Below are 21,764 nucleotides of genomic sequence, written 5' to 3'. Positions count from 1 at the left end.
TATTTTAGTGAAAAAAACACTTCCCTCAACACTGGTTGTGACAAGTTTATTCCCAGTACTTCTGATGGCTGATAGCGATTTACCTGCTGAAATTGCACCGATGGTTGTTACAAGTGATGCGCCCGATTATGTGAAAGATAATCTGGCGGGTTCTGTGAATGAAATAAGCAAAGAAGAGATTCAGATACAACAAGTGACTAATGTCATGGAGTTATTTACGCGGGTACCTGGTGTGTATTTGGCTCGCTATAACCAAGGCATTGTTGACTCTGAAATAGGTATCAGAGGTTTTTCTGCTGAGGGAACGACTCCTCATGCGGCAACACTGATAGACGGGATTCCATCTAACACACACTCTGGTTTCAGTGAAATGAATCAATTATTTCCAGCTGATATCAGTAATATTGATGTTTATAAGGGAAATAGTGATCCACGATATGGATTATTTAATATTGCTGGCAACTACAATATCGAAACACGTAGTGATATTGGCCGAGAGGTCACTTTAACTGCAGGTAGCTATAACGAAAAACAAGTACAAGCCTATGCGGGCGAGCAGACTGGCAATTTAAGACATAATTATTTCTTTGGTTACCGCGACGCTGACGGCTATCGAGATAACGAGAAAACTGAAAAATACAGTGCTTCAGGCCGTTGGTTCTATGATTTTAATGATGATACCTCACTCGGTTTTATCGCACGTTTTTCAGGTATAGATGCCGATGCAGCCGGTTTTCTGGATCGTGACGTGGCAAAAAAACACCCAACGCGATCAGCTGATTATGCTGCTCAGGATGGTGGTCAAAAGCATACCAACTCATTTAGTTTGCATTTTGACCACGCTTTCTCAGACAGCCTCGACTGGTCACTAAAATCGTATTTCAATCATTATGAACGTGAGCGTTGGGTTAGATTTAAGCAAGATACCGCTTTACAGAACAGAAATGATGAAGAAGATCATTATGGATTTATCTCTACACTGAGCTGGGAAATCAATCCTGAATGGAAAGTCCAGTGGGGTGCAGATGTACAAAAGCAAGAAGTATTAGAGCAACGCTTCGGTACTGACGGATTTCAACGCGAACGCGATCGCAATGCGGTGAACCGTGATCGTCATTATGACTTTGTCAGCTACGGTAGTTATATACAGATCTCAAACTCTCCGGTTGACTGGTTATCCTGGAATGCTGCCATGCGTGCAGATCGACTGCGTGGTGAGTACTGGGATAAGGATTTGAATTCAATCAGTAAAAACGAACGCAATATCTATGATTTTGGCACCATTGTTCAGCCTAAATTTAATGTGTTTATTTATCCGACAGATGATGTCACCGTGTTTTTTAACTATGGCCAAAGCTTCCAGCATCCGGTTGGAAAAAATGCCTATACAGCTGGTAATACTTCAGCACGTGATGTGTCGATGAATGATGGTTGGGAGCTGGGCAGTAAATGGGCAGCTCTATCAACTTTAGAGTTGAGTCTTTCTTATTGGGAGCAGCGAGCCAGTGATGAATATATACAGCTAGTTGATGGCTCATTTAGCAATGTGGGAAAAACCCTGCGTCAGGGCGTGGATTTGAGCTTTAGCTGGCAGGCTAATACGCAAACAACAGTTTGGGGTAATGTTTCAAAAATAGAATCAGAAATTCAAACACCCGGTGCAACGGATGGTAATCAGTTAATTGGCGTGCCAGATTATACGACTTCAGTTGGTGTAAATTACCAGCTCACACCAAAGCTGATGTGGCAAACCACGCTGGATTCGCAAAGTGGTAGTTATGTGAACTCAGCTAATGAAGGCGGAAAGTTTGGTAAATACAACCTCGTTAATACCAGTCTGAACTTTGACGCGGGCTGGGGCGATATTAATTTCCGGGTCAATAATTTATTCAATGAATATTATGAATATGTTTACGACTGGGGTACTGATGGTACTGATACGATTCATTCGCCCGGAAATGGTGTTAATGCATCATTATCTGTTTCATATCGCTTTAAGTAAGTAGGTCAGTAAAATGGTTTTTTCTATTGCTCGTCATGAGCTTAGCGAGTTATGGCGACACAAAACGTTAAAAGTTCTATTGCCATTGCTGATCTCTCTCACCTTGCTGGTCGCTGTCAGTCACTGGCAGCAACAGCAGGATTTTATAGCGGTTCAGCAACAATGGCAGCAAACCAACGATGAAAAGTGGGAGGCTCAGCCTGATCGTCATCCACACCGGGCTGCACATTATGGGGCGATGGTGTTTCGCGTTATTTCACCACTGAGTTTTATGGATGCTGGGGTGAACCCGTTTGTAGGTAATGTGTTGTTTCTGGAAGCACATCGACAAAACAGCAGCCAGTTCAAGCAATATCTGAGTAGTCACAGTTACATGCAATTGGGCTATTTATTCGGGGCGACCTTGATATTAGTGGTGTGGCCATTGGTACTGATCGCTCTGGCCTATAAGAGCATCAGTGGTGAGCGTCAGCAGGGCACGCTACGTCAAATTATCTCGCTGGGTGTGAGTTTCAGGCAGATGATTGTCGGTAAAGCGCTGGCATTTTTATTTATCTCATTACTTTTCCTGGCATTGGTGTTTTCGGTCGCTGCTATCTTTTTAGTGATGGCTGAGGTGGAAGCTGATGTCTATGTACGTTTTGCTATGTTATTTGTGTTGTATTTTCTGTATTGCGTGATATGGGTCAGCCTTATCCTTTTCGTTTCAACGCTGTCTCGCGCTAATAATCAAAGTCTCTCAACATCCTTACTATTGTGGTTAGTGATGGTGGTGGTTTTACCAAAGCTGGCCTATGCCGTTGCCGAGTGGCGTTATCCACTTCCAGATAATGCAGTGTTTGATATTCAGACAGCTCAGGCCGTTGCCAAAGTCGGGGATTCTCATGATCCGGATGATCCGTATTTCAATGATTTTCGTGAACAAACATTAAAAAAATACGGTGTTGAACGTGTTGAAGATTTACCCGTGAATTGGAAAGGCTTGTTGATGCAGGAGGGTGAGCGTATCACCAGCGAAGTCTTTGAAGAGCAGTATGGACAGCTTTTGAACCAGATAGCTAAGCAAAATGCCTGGGTATCACGCTGGTCACTGTTCTCGCCTTTTTTAGTGACAAGTCGTTTATCTAACCTGCTGAGTGCCACCAGTTACCAGCAGATCAGACAATACGAACAAGCCGCTGAAGCCTATCGTTATCAGTTGATTCAGTCATTGAATGATTTACATATCAACGAAGTGGATATGGCACATGATAATAGTGACCATCGGATCTCAAAATCTCATTGGGCTGAGCTTGCAGAGTTTGACTATCAGCCAGCTAAATTAGATGAGGAGTGGACATTTATGTCATCGTCAGCTGCCATGATTGGACTTTGGTTGCTGAGTTTATTGGCAGCGATTATGGTTATTAGGCCGAAGGTGACCATAGTATGAGTCTGTTTTCTTTTGAATTTAAATTATTTTGGGCGAATCGGCTGAACAAATGGTTGTTACTGACTTATCTCGTTGCTGGTGTGATTGCCATTGCGTTAAGTCAGGCAAAAATTGAACGTGAACTCGACCATTACCAATTTTCTCAAGCCCATTATCAGGATGATATTCAACATTATCGTGATCAGTATGATAAAAACCAGCTTCTTCCGGGCTATATGGGCTATTACTTATTTCATCCTGTGTCACAAACGCCGCAAGCCTGGTCTGCCATATTTCGTGGTGAACGTGATGAAACTGCGACGCATCTTCGGGTGAGGTTATTAGGCTTACAAAGTCAGGTCAATGCAACTGCACCAGGCAATGTGGATGCTCAACGGTTTGGGCAATTTGATTTGTCCTTCCTCTGGTTATATTTGATGCCATTACTGATAGCCGCAATGAGTATCAATGTCTTAGCAGATGAAAAGAATACCGGACGCTGGCCCATGTTAGTCGCCCAGGTTCCCAAAGGCACCCGGTTGATCTTCAGAAAAATGACAATACCGGCGTTGATGGTACTGTTCGTCAATGTAGTTTTGTTAGTTGTTGCCACGGTAATCACATCAATCAGTCTTGATAGCAATTGGTTTGGCGTATTAGCTCAGATTATGCTGTATCAGCTGTGTTGGTGGTTTATTTGTGGCTGGATTGTGTTTTTGAATAAAGAAGCCAGTTTTAACTATCTGTCATTTATTAGCATCTGGCTGATTTTTACTTTTGTCGTACCCGGTTTAGCTTATCTTTATCAGATTCAACAACAGGATGCCGGTAAAAATGCGGCTATTGTATTTGAACAGCGTCAGTATATGAATGATAGCTGGGATAAAGATAAAAAAGCAGATTTTGCTGCGTATCTCGCTCTATTTCCCCAATGGACTCCTACGGCACCATTGGGTGATGAATTTGATTGGCGTTGGTATTACGGGCAGCAACAAATGAGTGATGTGATTGTGGCTGATTTAGTTAGTCAGCGCCATCAGACACAGTTAGCGAGCTATCAACAAGGGCAAGCCTTTTCCTGGTTTTCGCCAGTGATGAGTATGCAATATGGTTTTAATCGTTTAGCCAATGCGGACACGCTGGCCAAGCTCGATTTTAATCAGCAGATTGAACAGTACCATCAACAAATACGTCATTTTTTCTGGTCAATTTATTTCCCTGACAAAGCCTTCGAAGAAGCAGACTTTGATGAAATTCCTGCGTTTAACTACAGCAGTAATATTGGATCGGGTTTATGGCAAAGCCTGCTGAAACTACTTGTGATAACTGCTGTATTTGCTGCCTTGATGTGGCGCCAGCTACGCCGGTTTCATGAGCACTAAACCGCGGAGAAGCGTACCTACCAATATCATTACCGGCTTTTTGGGCGTGGGTAAAACCACATCCATTAATCATTTATTGGCAAAAAAGCCAGTCTCTGAACGCTGGGCTGTATTAGTGAATGAATTTGGACAGATAGGACTGGATAAAACGCTGCTCGAAGCGGAGTCAGCTTCTCCTGGTTTACTCATTAAGGAAGTCCCCGGCGGGTGTATGTGTTGTAGTGCTGGCTTGCCTGTCACAGTGGCATTAAACCAGATTTTACGTGAAGTAAAGCCCGATAGATTATTGATTGAACCGAGTGGGCTGGGGCATCCGAAAGAAATTCTCGAGATACTCTCTGGTCAGCAATATCAGAGTTGGATTGAGTTAGGCGCGACGATTACCTTAGTTGATGCCCGTCATTTCAATGATGAACGTTACACAACTCATAACATCTTTTTGCAGCAACTAGCGGTGGCTGACCTGATTGTCGTCAATAAATACGATAAGCAAAATCCGGCTGACTTGCTTCAGATGCAGACTGTTTTAGCTCAGTCTGAAGCTCAGGCCACTCCCATACAGATGACAGAGTGGGGGCAATTATCTCCTTCATGGCTGGATATACCATCCTTATTTAAACGCGCCATCTGGCAAAAAGTGACTCAGACAAAACAACAGCAGGACGTTATCAATCAGTATTCAGAAGCTGGCATTGTGGTTTATGAGCACCAAAAAGAGAGCTGGGCTAGCCTTGGGTTTCGTTTCGATAGTCGACATCAATTTGATGAGGCGGCGTTATTGCATTTTTGTGGGCAGCTGAACGTAGCGCGTATTAAAGCTGTTGTAAGTACTCAGTTAGGCACACTTTTTATCAATCAGGTGAGCACAGAGCTTAATTTTAACCAAGGTGATGCCGTGTTAACCGAAAGTCTGATCGAATTTATCAGCATCACTGCGTTATCAACTGAAGCTATAAAAGCCGGATTATCAGACTGTCTTATTTTTAAGCATCAGTGAGGTTTTATGTATTCGTGTATAAAAAATGCTCGTGCCTATGATCCTGTTCAAAACTGGCATGGGGAGATACGTGATATCTGGTTCAGACATGACAGAATCTGTGACACACCCGCTATAGAGCAACAGAAAAAAGCCACTATCTATGATGTGAATGGTGACATCGTGATGGCGGGAGGGATTGATATTCATAGCCATATCGCTGGTGGCAATGTGAATACGGCACGATTACTTCTGCCTGAACAGCACCGGAAACACTTAATGAGACAAGCAGCAACACCTTTTGCCAATGCACGATGGTCTTCGTTTGAAACGGGGTATAAATATACTGAGATGGGCTATAGCATGGTGGTAGAGCCTGCCATGTTGCCAGTGAATGCGCCACAAGTGCATGCCGAATTTGCTGATATTCCTATTATTGATACTGCGGCCCTGGTCATTCTCGGTAGTGATGATTTATTGGTCAATTTAATAAGGCAGGGTGCCAGCCAATCACAAATCAATGATTATGTTGCTTGGACGCTGCATAAAACCAAGGCTTTGGGATTGAAGGTGATCAACGCCGGTGGTTCTCAGGCATTTAAAGAGGGTGCCGAGACATTCAATCTGGATGATGTATTGAGTGATTACGGTATTTCGTCTCGTCAATTATTACAAACCCTGCAAACAGCTGCTGTGCAGACTGGCTTACCGCATCCTGTTCATGTTCATTGTAATAATTTAGGTACACCAGGCAACATTCAGACGATTGTGGATACGATGGAAGCTGCACAGGGATTGCCTATGCATTTGGCGCATGTGCAGTTTTATGGTTATGGCAACGAAGGTAAATTTGGTTTTTCTTCAGCTGCGGCACAATTGATGGCAGCGTTTAATCGCTATCCCAATATTACGATGGATGTCGGGCAGGTGTTATTCGGCCAAACCGTGACCTTATCAGGTGACGTGATGGCTCAGTTTGCTCGCCGTGGTGATGCCAGCCCGAATAAATGGCACGTCTGGCATGCTGAGAATGAGGGTAGTGGCGGTATTGTGCCTTATCAGTACAAACAAACCAGTTTTGTGAATGGTTTGCAGTGGGCGATAGGTCTGGAGATTTTCTTATTATCTGAAGATCCATGGCGACTCTTCTTTACCACTGATCACCCAAATGGCGCGCCATTCACGCGTTATCCTGACTTATTACATTTACTGATGAGTTATGAATATCGAATGTCCTGTCTGGAAAATCTGCATCCTGAAATTACCGAGATGACCTTATTAAAAGATCTCAAAAAAGAATTCAGCCTGTATGAAATAGCCATTATGACGCGAGCTGCTCCAGCAAGATTGTTAGGGCAAAAAGACAGGGGCTCATTGGAAAAAGGGGCGAAGGCTGATATTGCGATTTATCGAGATCAGGAAGATAAAGCGGCGATGTTCCGTCATGCTGAAAAAGTGTTTAAGAACGGTGAGCTTGTGCTTGATGATGGCCGGATAACACAACGCACCAATGGCCGTACAGTTACGGCTTCTGTTGGTTTTAATCAGCAAATTGAACAGACCGTGCAAGATTACTTTGATCGGTTTTACACAATGAAACTAAGCCACTACGGTATAACTGATGCCTTTATGGAAGAGCAGCACAGGGATTATTTAGCGACAAATGTATCAGGCCAATATTCCGCCTGAGCTTAATAAAAAAAGGGCATGGTATTTACCATGCCCTTTGACTTTAGAAGTCTAAACGTAATCCAGCAAATACCGTTCTTGGTGCACCGACAGAGATGCGATATGCGCCGCCCGACGCTGTGTAGTATTCTTCATCCGTGATATTTTTGACGCCTAAGTCTACTCTTAGAGTTGAACTGCCAATAGCCGGGAAGTAGTACCAAATACCGGCATCAACCAGTGTGTAGTCACCTAACTCAAAGCTATGTTCGCTATCACCATAGCGATTACCGACATGGGTAATACCACCGCCAATACCAAATCCACTTAAGGGATTATCTACGCCTTGGAACTCATAACTTGTCCATAGATTAGCGGTATGTTCTGGCACATTAGTGGGACGGTTACCATTGGTTTCAGTATCTTCGCTGACAATTTCGGCATCAAGCAGCCCGAGTGATGCCCGGATATTCCAGCCAGAAACTGGGCTCCCGGTAACACTGAATTCGACACCATTGGTATCAATGCCCCCAGTCAGTTCAGCTTCGCCATTAACACTTTCATAGACATTTTCTTGTTTAATATCAAAATACGCCATCGTCAGCAGAAGTCTGTCATCAAAGGTTGACCACTTTACACCCGCCTCGTATTGTCTGCCTTCCTGTGGTGGCAGGGCAGTTTGTTGCTGCTGACCCGTATAGACATTTTGTGCCATGAACGTATCAGCATAAGAGGTATACAGTGATACTTCTGGAATAACGTTCCAGACAATCCCGGCACTTTTTGTGAATTTACTATCACGCGGTGTATCGGCTGTGGTGACGACACCTGAACTAAGTACACGACGTTCAAAATCTGCCGAATAAAACTCTTCTCGAAAGCCTAGCGTGATGGTGATGTCATCAGAAGCTTGCATATCAAGCTGAGCGAATGGGCCGTATGACTTCATATTGACATCACGGTGATCACGGCTTGCTATTTCGATATCGTTGATTAAGCTATAGCTGTTTGGATTGGTTACGGTGCCACCTGTTTGATTGCTACCTGCAAAGTTAATCCATTCTTCATCCTGTTCGTGATATTCAACACCGCTCACCAGTGTCATTGGCAAAAATAAGTCAAATTCGCCACGAGCTTGTAAACGTGCAAAAAAGGTATTTAATTCACGATCTTCATTCCCTTGAACACGACGCGTTATGGTTCCATCGGATGTTACCGCTCCTACTTCAACATGAGTATCGTCCGCTTTTTCACTGTTATAAAACAGTTTGGATTCGATATTCCAACCGCTTTGCTTGATGGGGAAAACAGTGTCGATTTCTACCAGATTGGATTCCACTTCATTAAAGCTAAAACCGGCGTCATAACTTGTATCGCTAGACACATCAGCAATTTTCCGTTTGCCATTTGCTAGAGGTACTGTAATCAGACCACGGTCAAACGATCGTTTTTCTTTACTGTACTCATAATTCACATTGATATATTCGCCCTTATCACCAAACCAGGATAGTGAGGTAGATAAAAAGCGTCTGTCGATATCTGAGTTGTCACGAAAGGTTTCACTGTCTTCCCATGAACCAGTGACTCGATATGCCAGATTATCGCTATCGGCAATTGCGCCTGTTGAGTCAAAAACAGCACGTTGCTGACCATACTCATCAAAGCTGGTTGAGAGATGATTTTCATTCTCTAGCTGAGGTTTTTTAGTGATAATGTTAACAAGACCCCCCGGCATCATTTGTCCTATATCTGCCACAGGGCCTTTGATAATCTGAATATTATCAACGGTGGCGGGATCGATACGTCGGCCTGTTTTGAGGCGAACACCGTTGCGGTAAATATCCGCAGGTCGTCTGAATCCCCTGATCAGATAGTCTTCGCGGGTGCCGCCATAGCCGTCAGAGTTGACCACGTTTGGTGATAACTTATACACATCTTCCATTTCACGCGCTTGTGAGTCTAATAACAGTTGCTCAGGGATAATATCGACACTGCGCGCCATTTCTGTCACATCTTTAGCAATACGGGTGCCTGTTTTAACCTCACGACTGTCATAACGAAATTGGGGGGTTCCCATGACCATTAACGCATCCAAATCAACGGAGTCAGTACTATCATCCAGCGTGAAGTTTTGTTGTTGCTTTGGTGCCGGTTTTCTTTCTAAATAATAGCTATTGTCAGCAGATTTAGTGAACGTGAGTCCGCTGCCGGCCAGAATCAGGTTTAACCCTTGTTCGGTTGCATAGTCGCCGGACAGGCCTTGACTGGATTTACCGCTGGTTAATGCAGCATCTGCTGAGAGTAAAATCCCGGCACGGCTGGCGAATTGGTTCAATACCGTCGCTAAATCACCTTGTTGAATTTCATAATGTTGCTGAGCGTTGTCGGCAAAAACGCTCTGGGGCTGGTATAACAAACTACCGCTCAGAACGATGGAGCTTAAAATGATCTGACGGGCTTTGCGTCGTTTATTAATCGGTACCGCAGCCATCTTTTGGTTTTTCATCTTTTTCCTCATCTGCTTTAGTGTCTTTGATAGCTATGCCGGACAGCAGCAGAAAAAGGGAAGCAAGTCATAAAAAAATTAACGTGTTTTATCGATACGCCATATTTTTTCGTTGACCTGCCAGATATGTACAGGCAATGAGTGCTCAACGGCCGTTAACACTCTGGGAATATTATTGAGTGGGTAGCTGCCCATCAGTCGCAGTGTATTGAGTTCGTTTGGACAGATAATCATTGATTCCTGGTAACGATTGAACTCAGTAATAAAGTCACACAGGGGCATATCGTTGGCGAGCAATATGCCGTTGGTCCAGGCTTCATTGACCGGATCTATAGGCAATGAGTTTGTCAGTATCTTTTGTTGATTAAAAATGGTTTGTTCACCAGCTTGGGTGATGATCGCCGTTGGCTGTTGGCTTGGCGCTGTTTTTACAGCACCTTCGAAGACGCTCAGCGAGGTTTTATTATTTTCATAACGAACATTGAAACGCGTACCCAGGGCGGTGAGTCGGCCATCTTTTGTATCTACTACCAATGGACGATGATGATATTCCTTATCTTTACCACTGCTAATAAATATTTCACCTTTATGTAAGATGATTTGACGTAAATCAGCACTGAATTGAGTATCGACCCTGCTATTGGTATTAAGCCAGAGCTGAGTACCATCAGCCAAGTGAATCAGGCGTGTTTCTCCCACGGCTGTCTGAAAATGCCTTTTATCCATTTCTGAATAAAAAGGAGTGAAAAAAGAGAAAGTTAACAGTGAAACGATGATGACCAGTACAGCACTGAAAAGAGAGGTCGTTTTAGAGGTAAAAAACCGCGAGGGTGTCTGTTTAATAACGTATTGTGATGTAGATGAGTTTGCCGCTTGATTAAATTCTGCCTGAATACCTTCTATTTGTTCCCAGGCCAGTTGATTCGCGGGGCGCTGCGATAGCCATTCCCGCCATTTTTGTTGATCTTCTCTGCTGACATTTTCGCTTTGTAATATGGCGAACCAGGTTGAGGCTTCCTGTAATACCTGATCTTCAATAATGGCCTGATGTTTGGGATGCATATTTATGAATAGGCGTTTTTAACACGTAAGCATTGCAACATGGCATCAGCCATATACGTTTTTATTGTGCGTTCGGAAACACCGAGTTTGTCACTGATTTTCCGATAGGTAAGGCCTTCTATCTGAGATAAAATAAAGGCATCACGAACAGGCTTTTTCATATTTGCTAATAAGCTGACTAATTCCATTAATGTGTCTAAAGCGATAGCACGGTGTTCTTCAGATGGGCAAAGTTCTTCCGGATATAAAGCCAGCGCCTCAAGATAGGCTTGCTCTACATGCTGGCGGCGCCAGTGATCATTAACCAGGCCGTGTGCGATGGTGGTCAGATATGCGCGTGGCTGTTTAAGTTCGTTAATCGTTTCAGGTTTAAGCAATAATCTGACAAACGTCGATTGCACCAGATCACGCGCTAACTCATCACATTGAAGCTTGTTACGTAGCCAACGGTGTAGCCAGCTCTTGTGCTCAATATAGAGAGCAGTGACTTCTTTATCCTGTTGGTAGGTAAGATTGTTCAAGACTAGCCTTAATGTTAATGTGAATTATTATCATTATTTATTAAGGCGTGCTGACTGTCAAACTGCGACGGTTTTATGCCGTCGATATTCTATCTATTCTGTTTTTGGGGAAATACGGTAGATATCACCAGAGTCACTGCTGATCAGCAATGCACCATCGGGTGTTTCAATGACATTTCTAATTCTACTGGACAGTGTGTTTAATAAACGTTGTTCATCAGTGGCTTCATTCTTATCATTGAGGCTGACAATATTCAGATGTTGCAAGCTGAGTGCGCCGATGATGAGCTTTCCACGCCATTCTGGAAATAATGTACCTTGGTATTGGATAAGACTGCTGGGTGCGATGGAGGGGATATAGGTTTTAATGGGCTGTTCCATACCTTCCTCGTGAGTACCATGTCCCACAGAAAGCGGTGCCCAGTATTCTTTGCCATAAGAAATTTCAGGCCAACCATAGTTTTTGCCGGCTTCAATTAAATTGATTTCATCGCCACCACGAGGGCCATGTTCAATTTCCCATAACTGCTGGGTTTGCTGGTTATAAAACAGACCCTGAGGATTTCGGTGGCCATAACTCCAGATTTCCGGCAGGGCTTCATTTTTGCCAATGAAGGGGTTATCAGCTGGTGCCGTCCCATCCATATTGAGGCGTAAAATCGTGCCGGCATGAGTCATTAAGTTCTGCGCATTGGGACGTTCACCGCGTTCGCCGACTGATAGGAAAATATGGCCATTGCCGTCAAACGTAATGCGTCCACCGTAGTGTACATCGTTACCGGTACGCGATTGTGTCACCAGTAATTCCTGCCAATGGGTGAGAGTGTTGTTTTCAATTTTCGCTCTAGCCAGAGAAGTGGCACCTTCGTCATCCACATCTTTGGCATAACTCAGATAAATCCAGCCTGTTTTTTCATAGTCTGGTGAGCGTTTGACATCGAATAAACCGCCTTGGCCCTGCACCAGAATATCGACGGGTAAGCCGGTAATTTCATGTAATCGTTTTGTATCCTGATGAAATTGATACAAGTGTCCATCGCGCTGGCTGATCAGCAAAACATTATCACTCAGATAATCCATGCCCCATGCGACAGGAATATCAGACAGTATTTTTTCAATATTAAGATCTTTATCCCGACTGATATCGGCAGCAACAAATGAGCTGCTAATGAGAAAAGCGAAAGCGGAGAGCGTCTTGACCAGGTTCACTGTCATTTCCTTAATAAATTACAGACTATGAACTACATGAGAGCATTGAGCAGCCGGGTTTGTTCCTGGCCCAGTCAGGACGTTTTGCTGCATAGCTTTCATATTGTGGTTGTTCATCATAGGGGCGACGCATTACCTCCATAAGTTCATTGATTAGGCTTGGTTCGCCTTGTTCAGCTTTATCGATGGCAAGCTGCGACAAATAGTTACGCAAAACATATTTGGGGTTAACAGCATTCATCTTTGTTTTACGTTTTTCGTCACTGATGCCTTCTTCCTCAACACGTTTGAGATAATCTCTGACCCAGTTGGCGATGTCTTTTTTATCTGCCTGACTGAGTGCATCAGGTGAATAAAAAGCCACCATTAAGGGTGAGAGAAGCTCATCATCGGTTTTATTTTTATCAGTGACTTTTACATCAGCGAGGTGCCGATAGAACAAGGTCATATCGGTTTCGGTGAGTTGCATAACGCGATTTAGATCCTGATGTAAGGCTTCATCTGCAGGCTTAAATTCAGCCAAACCTAATTTATCGGCACGCATTTGTTGCCATTTATCTGTATAGACAGTGACATAGTCATTCAGAATATTTCTCAAAGCTTCAGCATCATCAATTAGTGGATAGATGGCGTTAGCCATTTGCAATAGATTCCATTGGGCAATTTGTGGTTGTGCACCAAAACGATAACGCTTACCGGTTGCGTCAGTGGTGTTGGGCGTCCAGTTGGGATCGTAGTCATCAATCCAGCCATAAGGGCCGTAATCGATAGTCAGGCCGAGCACGGATGTGTTATCTGTATTAAACACACCATGCACAAAACCCACTCGCATCCAGTCAACCACCATATCGGCTGTGCGTTCACAGATTTCTCGGAACCAATCTAAGTAGCTCTGTTTACTTGGCGTACCTAAGTGAGGATAAAACGTATCAATGGTGTAATCGACCAAGGTTTTTAAGGTTTCGCTGTCGCCACGGGCACTAAATATTTCATAACTGCCCAGACGCAGAAAGGAGGGCGCAACTCGGCAGACGACTGCACCAGGTTCGCTCTGTGGCCGGCCATCATAAAACATATCCCGAATCACATCGTCACCTGTGGTGATAAGGCTCAATGCTCGGGTTGTCGGAACGCCAAGATGGTACATGGCTTCACTACATAAAAACTCACGTACGGATGAACGCAACACGGCCAGACCATCAGCTGTACGTGAGTAGGGCGTATCTCCTGACCCCTTAAGTTGCAAGCTCCAGCGCTGGCCTGACTCACCAATAACTTCACCCAAATTGATAGCACGACCGTCGCCTAGCTGACCAGCCCAATTACCAAACTGGTGACCGCCATAACATTGGGCATGGGGTTGCATGCCTTCAAGTTGTTGGTTGCCGACAAAAACCTGCTTGAATAAGTCGCTGTGACAATCCTCATCACTAAGCCCAAGTTCTTCGGCCATTTCTGCTGAGTAGGCTATCAACGTCGGTGATGTTGCTTTTCTTGGTGTGACATAGGAAAAGCAAGCACCGAGCACTTGCCTGCGGAAATTACCTGTTTCTGGATCAGCAGGTAAACGCTGAATAAATTGATTATCAAACTGCCAGTCAAGCAGGCTATTTGTGATGTTGCTTTCATTTGTCTGTGTCATGTCACCATTACACCAAAGTTAGGCGAAACAAAAAACCTGTTAAACGTGTTGTTAATCAACACAAAAACACTAATTTAGCTGAGGGTTAAATTCGACAGCTGGATTCCATATCCGTTGCCACACCCAGTGAACACCTTCCTTACGGTGATTGCTGCTTGCGAATCGGTTCGGAATGCTGGGTATATATTGGTGCTGACCTTTTTCTGCGATGTTAAAGCGGAAAAAATAACTGGGCTCCATCCCCATGCGTAAATCTGAAGCCACGATATGATCACCTTGCAGTTCGAGTTTGAATAAGCCGTTGGTGAACCAGTCTATGCGTTTATAAGCCGGGTAATGTTCTACTTTATCAATGAGCTCAGCACCACGATCATATGTTTTGAAAATGATGGGCTGACGACCCTCGAATACAGAATGAAAGCCCTCAAAGTAGTGTTCATCATTGACAGCAATCACTCGCCACAAAAGCGTATTAAAAGCGGTTGCAGAGACTTGCATATGATCGACCTCAATACCTTGCTCTGCAAAAGCAGTTTCAGCTTCATGCTCAACCCACTGTTGAGCAAGCAGTCCCCAGGTTAGATACACACAGCTAAAAGCAAAGGTATAACGCATGAGTTTCGTACTGGTGATTTTATCTGGTGCAATTAATACCGTTAAAAAACCAATTAAAAGCGGGATGGAGTAGGTCGGATCAATAATGAACACACTGCCACCAGAAACCGGACTCGGCATTAACGGCCAAAATAATTGCGTACCATAGACGGTGAGCGCATCCAGCCCTGAATGGGTAATTAAGGCCAACCAGGTTATCAAAAACCAGCTGAAGTAGCTGAAGGTTTTATCAAAACGATGGAATAATATCGCGAGTAGAGGAGCGACTGCCGTCTGGACAAACCAGGAATGACTCCAACTTCGGTGCATTGTCATTGAAGCCAGATCAGTCTCATGGGGAATAAAGATATCTAAATCGGGTAACACGGCAATTGCCGCTCCCCATAACACCGCTTTTCGTGGGGATTTTTTACCAGCAACCATATAACCTACGGCACCGCCGAGTAATGCTTGTGTTACTGTATCCATCTGATTTTTATAACCTTAAAATATGTAAGTTGATTAATGTGAGATTTTACGTTTTGCCAACGGTTGCGGGAAAATATTCCCTGGGCTACATTCGGCTATCTTAAATGATATCGATAATCTCTGAATTCAAGACGCTGAGCTCAATATGAAAAAGAACGCGCCCCTAAGACCACTATCTCAAGCAGAAATTCAACCCATCATCAATGCGTTAAATTCAGGTCAGTTAGCGATGGCGGAAGCCATGTCGAAAAAACTGCTTAAACAGTTTCCTAATGCGTTTGTTTTACACAACCTCTATGGCAATGCCTTAGCGGGACAAAATAAAACAAAAGAAGCGGTTGAGGCTTTCCGTAAGGCGATAAAAATCGATCCCAGTATTGCCGAAATACATTTTAATCTAGCGGCGCTTCTCACCAATATGAACCGTCATGAAGAAGCTATCCAGAGTTATAAAAAAGCCGTCAGTCTTAAACCGAATCTCGTCGATGCTTATTATAATATGGGTATCGCTCATCAAGCCTTAAAACAATATCCGCAGGCAAGCCAAAATTATCAAAAAGCCATTGAGCTTGAACCGGGCTTTTATGAAGCCATGGTGAATCTGGGCGTTGTTTTGCAAGAACAGGGCATGTTGATTGAAGCCATCAACACATACAATAAGGCTTTACATATTCATAACGATGCACAGATTTATTTCAACCTCGGCACAGCCTACAAAAATCAGGGTAAATTAGGTGATGCCATCGCTGCATATAACAAGGCTTTAGAGCTTAATCCGAATTATGCCGATGTGTATCGCAGTGTCGGGGAAGTCTTGCGTGATCAAGGCCGATATGACGAATCGGTTGCTGCCTACAAACGGGCCTTAGAACTCAATCCTGATCTACCGATGGCTAACTACAGTCTGGCTGTGTATCTATACGATAGTGGCGATCTGGAAGGTGCATTGGAACATTTTCAACGTTCGCAATATGCTGACTGGCAGGAGCGATCCTTATATTGTCTTTATAAAACAGGGCAGTTTGAGGAGTTTAAGAACGGCCTTGATGCATTAAAGCGAAGTAAAGATAACTCGCCATTTTTAGCCACATTAGCCGGGCATTATGCTGAAAACTTTGGCACCGAGAATGACTACAATTTCTGTAAAAATCCACTGGATTTTGTGTTTCATACCGAAATCCCCGAGCTTAAAAATAATAGCGAGTTTTTAGACCAGCTTTTACAAGATATTTATACCTGCGATGTGGATGAAAAGTCTCAGGGACGACTCTACAACGGCGTGCAATCTTCCGGTAATTTATTTAAACGCCCCGAAGCATCATTTAGACAACTGGCAGAATATGTTGCTCAAGCAGTAGAACGATATCGTCAGACTTTTGCCGGAGAAAACTGTCAGTTTGTTAAAGCTTTCCCGAAAACCACCGAGTTCGCCAGTTCCTGGTATGTGAAAATGAAAAGTGGTGGTCATCTGACCTCTCATATTCATGAAGAAGGCTGGGTCAGTGGCTCGCTGTATTTATCATTACCCAAAAATAAACAGCATGAACATGAGGGAAGTATCGAGCTAAGCACCCATGGTGACGACTATCCGAAAAAGCATGACAACTTTCCAACAAAGACTATTGCTCCGGAAGTCGGTGACCTGGTGATGTTTCCTTCATCCTGTTTCCATCGCACCATCCCATTCAGCTCAGATGAAGAACGTATCTGTATTGCGTTTGATTTGAAACCGGTGTGATAGCAAATTAAAAAAGCCAAAAGGATATTGCTTAATGCAAAATCAATCATTATCACCCAGCAGAATTCTTGAAATTTTGCTGTTTTTACTTTTTGTCGTTTCGCCGTTTTACATTACGTCGAGTATCGGTGGTACAGGTTTTGATTTACCTTTTAATATTTCGGTTTGGTTTGCTGCAACGTTGGTTATTGCTTATATGCTCTGGCATATCGCTAGTAGTGACACGATTACCCTACCCAAAAATTACCTTTATCTGTTGATGTTGCCAGCGGGAATTTTATTATCCGCCGTCATTGCCGGCGTGGTTGAACCCGTCACCTGGTTATTCAGAATTTTATATATCCTTGCCGGTGTTATTTTCCTATTTGGTTTGTTTCAGTTTAAAAGCCTGTCGGTTGAGCGGGTATTGTTCTTTATTGTGCTATCAGGCTTGCTTGTGTCCATCTATGGTGTTGTTGAAATTCATCAATGGCAAGCTTTTATTGGGGATTGGATACCTAGATCTAATGACACTTTACCAACCACTATTTTTCAGCAGGTGAATGTCACGGCCAGTTATTTAGTCACTGGAATTTTGATCGCTGTATTTCTTTCATTTGATAAGTGGACTGAGAATAAAAAAATAATTCAGAGCGTACTATTTGTAACTATTGCGTTGTGTATATATGTAGTAATTTCATCTGGATCAAGGCTAGGACTCTTGTCTTTAGCGTTGGGAGGATTACTGTTGATTATTGGGTCACTTGAGTCAATAGCCAAAAGAAAATATAGCTCTATATTGTTAATTTTGATATCTGTTCTATCAGTTTGGATTGCTACAGCTGATTTTGCAGAAAAAACGACTGGGTTAAATTACGCCCTTGATAAAACTTATCAACTGACAAAGGCTAATCATACCGATATAAGAGCGATTTTATATGGTGTTTCTATAGATGCAGTGAAATCATCACCACTTGTTGGTCATGGCATCGGAAGTTTTGGTAAAGAGTGGGTAATTAATGCAAGTAACTGGTATGAAAATTATCCATCTGTAGAGAACATGCCTTACACAATCGACCATCCACACAATGAGATATTGATGTGGGCAGTGGAGGGGGGCGCAATAGCTATTTCTGGCATTTTGATTGCTATCTTTTCAACAGCTTGGGTAGTGATACAGTTTTATGGGAAGACAAGTCTTGTCTTCTTTGCTTTATTGCTACCTATATCGATTCATACCCAGTTAGAGCAACCTTTTTACTTATCTTCCCTTCATTGGTTTTTATGGCTTTTCCTCATTTACCTCGCGCTAAAACACATAGTGTTTAATATCAATAATGGTCTTAGCAGAATGGCCAAAGTAACTTTAAAAAGTTTAGCTTTGTTTTTCTTATTTGCGACATCATTGTTTTTATATCAAACAGTAAAGGCTCAGAAAGACATAGCAAATTATGTGCTCGATAAGCAGGTTGAGCATCCCCTTCAGCAAGCATTGGTTAATCCCTATTTTCAGAGCAAGGCAAGAGATATGGCCAACCGTAGCGTGCTTTATCATGCCATTGAAAATGGCAATAAACAAAAAATTAGTCAGTTGCTGACTAACATACAAATGCAGTTGAAAAACTCGCCAGATTTGAAGTTATACGAAGACATGATCAATGGGTATGAAGCCTTATCTGAAAAGCAGCAGAGCTGTTCAATAGCTGAGCAGGCATTAAACTTTTACCCTTGGAACGTTGGTTTAAAAAAATATTATTCAAACTGCCCTCAAGAGTGACGTAATTTGTCACTTATTGACATTTAGTGGTCGCTTAAAAATATCTTGATTAAATCAGTTTTTATTAAGTTATTGATAAATATTATTAAAATAATTGGCATGATAACTGTAATAGCTAAACGCAAGCACAGTGCTTAACTAAAGTAATATGGAGATAAATAATGAATAAAGTCCAACAAGGTTTTACATTAATCGAACTGATGATTGTTGTAGCTATCATCGGTATTTTGGCGGCTATTGCTCTGCCTGCTTATCAACAATACACACAAAAAGCGCAGTTTTCAGAAGTCATTCTTGCGACATCTGCTGCAAAAACAGCCGTTGAAATTTGTGCACAAACTAATGCATCAACTTCACCATGTATCAGTGCGAGTGCTGGTTCAGTGAAAGCAGCAACAGATGGTGCTGCCGGTGGTGCTAATGTTACTTCTGTGGTTGTGACTGCCCCGACAGCTACTAGATCTTTAATTACTGCTACAGGTGCAGGTCCTGTTGCGAATGAGACTTATATTTTAAGGGGAGATCTTGCTAATGGTGCTGTTTCATGGTCTATTGATTCTAGCAGTACATGTGATGATAAAGGTCTTTGCTAAGCTTAAATTATTAGAGAAAAAAGCCCCGCAATGCGGGGCTTTTTTTTGCCTGAAATTTAAGTGAAGCTTATTTCACTCTCATTCCTGGCTGAGCACCCTCATCAGGATTCAAGATAAACAAGTCTTTTCCACCCGGCCCCGCTGCCAAAACCATACCTTCCGATAAACCAAAACGCATTTTGCGTGGTGCCAGATTAGCGACCATGACGGTTAATTTACCGATAAGGTCTTCTGGCGAGTAGGCTGATTTAATACCTGCAAATACGTGGCGTTCACCTAAGCCAATATCTAAAGTGAGTTTAAGCAGCTTATCCGCACCTTCCACATGTTCTGCATTCACAATTTTGGCTATACGTAAATCAATCTTGGCGAAGTCATCAAACTGGATTTCATCGGCTATTGGATCAATATTTGTATTGCTTTTTGTTTGTTTCTCTGCCGGTTTTGTTTCTGTCATATTTTCTTTTGATTCTTCAATGATGGCATCGATTTTTTCTTTTTCGATACGTGTCATCAACGGTGTGAATTTATTAATCGTATGGCCAAGTAGTGGTGATGCAATATCAGTCCAGTTCAATGGTTCGATATTGAGGAAGGATTCAGCTTGCTCAGCAGTTTTCGGTAATACCGGTTTTAAATAAGCGATTAATACACGGAATAGGTTAATGCCCATGCTGTAAATGGCTTGAACCTCTTGCTCTTTACCTTTTTCTTTGGCTAGCGCCCAAGGCTTCATTTCATCAATATATTGGTTAGCACGATCGGCGAGCGCCATAATTTCACGCATGGCTTGACCAAACTCTCGTTTTTCGTAGCGTTCAGCTATTGGTTCAGCCTGATTGACAAAGCTATCAAACAAATCCGCATCGGCTAGTGAATCACTTAACTGGCCATCACATTTTTTACTCAGATAACCGGCGCAGCGGCTGGCGATATTGACGACTTTACCCACTAAGTCAGCATTAATCCGGGTTTGGAAGTCTTCCAGACTTAAGTCAATATCATCAATACCACTGCCGAGTTTGGCAGCAAAGTAATAACGTAGATATTCTGGGTCAAGGTGATTCAAATAGGTACGAGCTTTAATGAAGGTACCGCGAGATTTCGACATCTTCTTGCCATCGACGGTCAGGAAACCGTGTGCATAGATATTATCTGGTTGACGGAAACCTGCACCTTCCAGCATCGCTGGCCAGAACAGGGCATGGAAATAAATAATGTCTTTACCAATAAAGTGCACCATTTCGGTATCGCTGCCTGGTTTCATAAAGGCATCAAAATCAACGCCGGTACGATCACAGAAGTTTTTGAAACTGGCTAAATAGCCAATCGGCGCATCCATCCACACATAAAAGAATTTATTCTCTGTATCCGGGATTTCAAAACCGAAGTAGGGCGCGTCACGTGAAATGTCCCAGTCTTGCAAACCGCTATCAAACCATTCGCTGAGTTTACGTGTCACTTCTGGCTGAAGATGATCACTGTTGGTCCATTCTTTTAATGTTTTTTCAAAATTACCGAGTTTGAAAAAATAATGCTCGGATTCTTTGGTAATCGGCGTAGCGCCAGAGACAGCAGATACCGGGTTTTTGAGTTCGGTGGGTTCATAAGTGGCACCACAGACTTCACAGTTATCACCATATTGATCGGCAGCACCACATTTTGGGCATTCGCCACGAATAAACCGATCGGGTAAGAACATTTCTTTTTCTGGATCGTAGGCTTGGCTAATGGTTCTGGCTTCAATATGACCCGCATCTCGGTTAGCCAGATAAATCTGACTGGCTAAGGCTCGGTTTTCATCACTGTGGGTACTATGAAAATTATCAAAGCCAATATTGAACTCAGAAAAGTCAGCCTGATGCTCTTTGCTGACATCGCTAATCAGTTGTTCTGGTGTGATGCCTTCATTTTGAGCACGCAGCATAATCGGTGTGCCATGTGCATCATCTGCGCAAACATAAAAGCATTGGTTGCCACGCATTTTCTGGAAACGTACCCAGACGTCAGTTTGGATGTATTCCACCATATGGCCCAGATGTATTGAACCATTGGCATAAGGGAGAGCGCTGGTGACCAGAATTTTTCTTTGCATGTGTGAACCGAAATTAACCGTGAGAAAAACGATAAAAGATACCAGAATTAGGGTGTTTACACCACGTATCAGTCAGCTTTGTCGATGCGATTTATCCGTATGTTGAAAAGCATCAGGCTT

15 protein-coding genes are annotated in these 21,764 nt (G+C 43.1%); 8 read left to right on the top strand and 7 right to left on the bottom strand.

Annotation, left to right across the window (positions count from 1 at the left end; translation table 11 throughout):
- Positions 1-7: 7 nt before the first annotated feature.
- Genes B2248_RS12555 through B2248_RS12535 form a run of 5 tightly spaced genes read left to right on the top strand, consistent with a single transcriptional unit; the run spans position 8 to position 7,460 of the window.
- Positions 8-2,002, top strand: coding sequence for a TonB-dependent receptor (locus B2248_RS12555; protein ID WP_273180819.1), 1,995 nt, complete (start codon positions 8-10; stop codon positions 2,000-2,002).
- Positions 2,003-2,015: 13 nt separating this feature from the next.
- Positions 2,016-3,434, top strand: coding sequence for an ABC transporter permease (locus B2248_RS12550; protein ID WP_273180817.1), 1,419 nt, complete (start codon positions 2,016-2,018; stop codon positions 3,432-3,434).
- The gene (locus B2248_RS12545) at positions 3,431-4,795 is read left to right on the top strand and encodes a DUF3526 domain-containing protein (protein WP_273180815.1); all 1,365 of its coding nucleotides are present in this window, start codon (positions 3,431-3,433) and stop codon (positions 4,793-4,795) included. Before B2248_RS12550 ends, B2248_RS12545 begins: the two co-directional genes overlap by 4 nt.
- Positions 4,785-5,792: a CobW family GTP-binding protein gene (locus B2248_RS12540; RefSeq protein WP_273180812.1), complete on the top strand. Its 1,008-nt coding sequence runs from the start codon at positions 4,785-4,787 to the stop codon at positions 5,790-5,792. The genes B2248_RS12545 and B2248_RS12540 overlap by 11 nt, the downstream gene beginning before the upstream one ends.
- Positions 5,793-5,798: 6 nt before the next feature.
- Complete coding sequence (locus B2248_RS12535; protein WP_273180810.1) at positions 5,799-7,460, top strand: formylmethanofuran dehydrogenase subunit A; 1,662 nt, start codon at positions 5,799-5,801, stop codon at positions 7,458-7,460.
- A 43-nt stretch (positions 7,461-7,503) separates the two neighbouring features.
- Here B2248_RS12535 and B2248_RS12530 read toward each other — a convergent pair whose 3' ends face one another.
- The 6 genes from B2248_RS12530 to B2248_RS12505 form a co-directional block, all read right to left on the bottom strand.
- Complete coding sequence (locus B2248_RS12530; RefSeq protein WP_273180807.1) at positions 7,504-9,945, bottom strand: TonB-dependent siderophore receptor; 2,442 nt, start codon at positions 9,943-9,945, stop codon at positions 7,504-7,506.
- Between the two features lie 78 nt (positions 9,946-10,023).
- Positions 10,024-11,007, bottom strand: coding sequence for a FecR family protein (locus B2248_RS12525; protein WP_273180805.1), 984 nt, complete (start codon positions 11,005-11,007; stop codon positions 10,024-10,026).
- Positions 11,008-11,009: 2 nt separating this feature from the next.
- Positions 11,010-11,528 (bottom strand): sigma-70 family RNA polymerase sigma factor, encoded by a 519-nt coding sequence (locus B2248_RS12520; RefSeq protein WP_273180801.1) that lies wholly within the window; start codon positions 11,526-11,528, stop codon positions 11,010-11,012.
- A 93-nt stretch (positions 11,529-11,621) separates the two neighbouring features.
- Complete coding sequence (locus tag B2248_RS12515; RefSeq protein WP_273180799.1) at positions 11,622-12,743, bottom strand: PQQ-dependent sugar dehydrogenase; 1,122 nt, start codon at positions 12,741-12,743, stop codon at positions 11,622-11,624.
- Between the two features lie 19 nt (positions 12,744-12,762).
- The gene (locus tag B2248_RS12510) at positions 12,763-14,379 is read right to left on the bottom strand and encodes a protein adenylyltransferase SelO (RefSeq protein WP_273180797.1); all 1,617 of its coding nucleotides are present in this window, start codon (positions 14,377-14,379) and stop codon (positions 12,763-12,765) included.
- Positions 14,380-14,448: 69 nt separating this feature from the next.
- Positions 14,449-15,462 (bottom strand): metal-dependent hydrolase, encoded by a 1,014-nt coding sequence (locus tag B2248_RS12505; protein WP_273180795.1) that lies wholly within the window; start codon positions 15,460-15,462, stop codon positions 14,449-14,451.
- Between the two features lie 145 nt (positions 15,463-15,607).
- Here B2248_RS12505 and B2248_RS12500 point away from each other — a divergent pair, with 145 nt between their 5' ends.
- The 3 genes from B2248_RS12500 (at position 15,608) to B2248_RS12490 (ending at position 19,549) form a co-directional block, all read left to right on the top strand.
- Positions 15,608-17,200, top strand: coding sequence for a tetratricopeptide repeat protein (locus B2248_RS12500; protein WP_273180792.1), 1,593 nt, complete (start codon positions 15,608-15,610; stop codon positions 17,198-17,200).
- Positions 17,201-17,234: 34 nt separating this feature from the next.
- Entirely contained in the window at positions 17,235-18,956 is a 1,722-nt protein-coding gene (locus B2248_RS12495; RefSeq protein WP_273180791.1) for a PglL family O-oligosaccharyltransferase, read from the top strand.
- 161 nt (positions 18,957-19,117) lie between these two features.
- Positions 19,118-19,549 (top strand): pilin, encoded by a 432-nt coding sequence (locus B2248_RS12490; protein WP_273180789.1) that lies wholly within the window; start codon positions 19,118-19,120, stop codon positions 19,547-19,549.
- Positions 19,550-19,616: 67 nt separating this feature from the next.
- Here the strand turns inward: B2248_RS12490 and metG are convergent, their stop codons facing one another.
- Positions 19,617-21,644 (bottom strand): methionine--tRNA ligase, encoded by a 2,028-nt coding sequence (gene metG, locus B2248_RS12485; RefSeq protein WP_273180786.1) that lies wholly within the window; start codon positions 21,642-21,644, stop codon positions 19,617-19,619.
- Between the last annotated feature and the right edge of the window lie 120 nt (positions 21,645-21,764).

The sequence above is a fragment of the Methylophaga sp. UBA2012 genome (genome assembly GCF_002335235.1).
GTDB lineage: Bacteria > Pseudomonadota > Gammaproteobacteria > Nitrosococcales > Methylophagaceae > Methylophaga > Methylophaga thalassica.
This window is presented reverse-complemented; position numbering and strand designations above follow the sequence as displayed.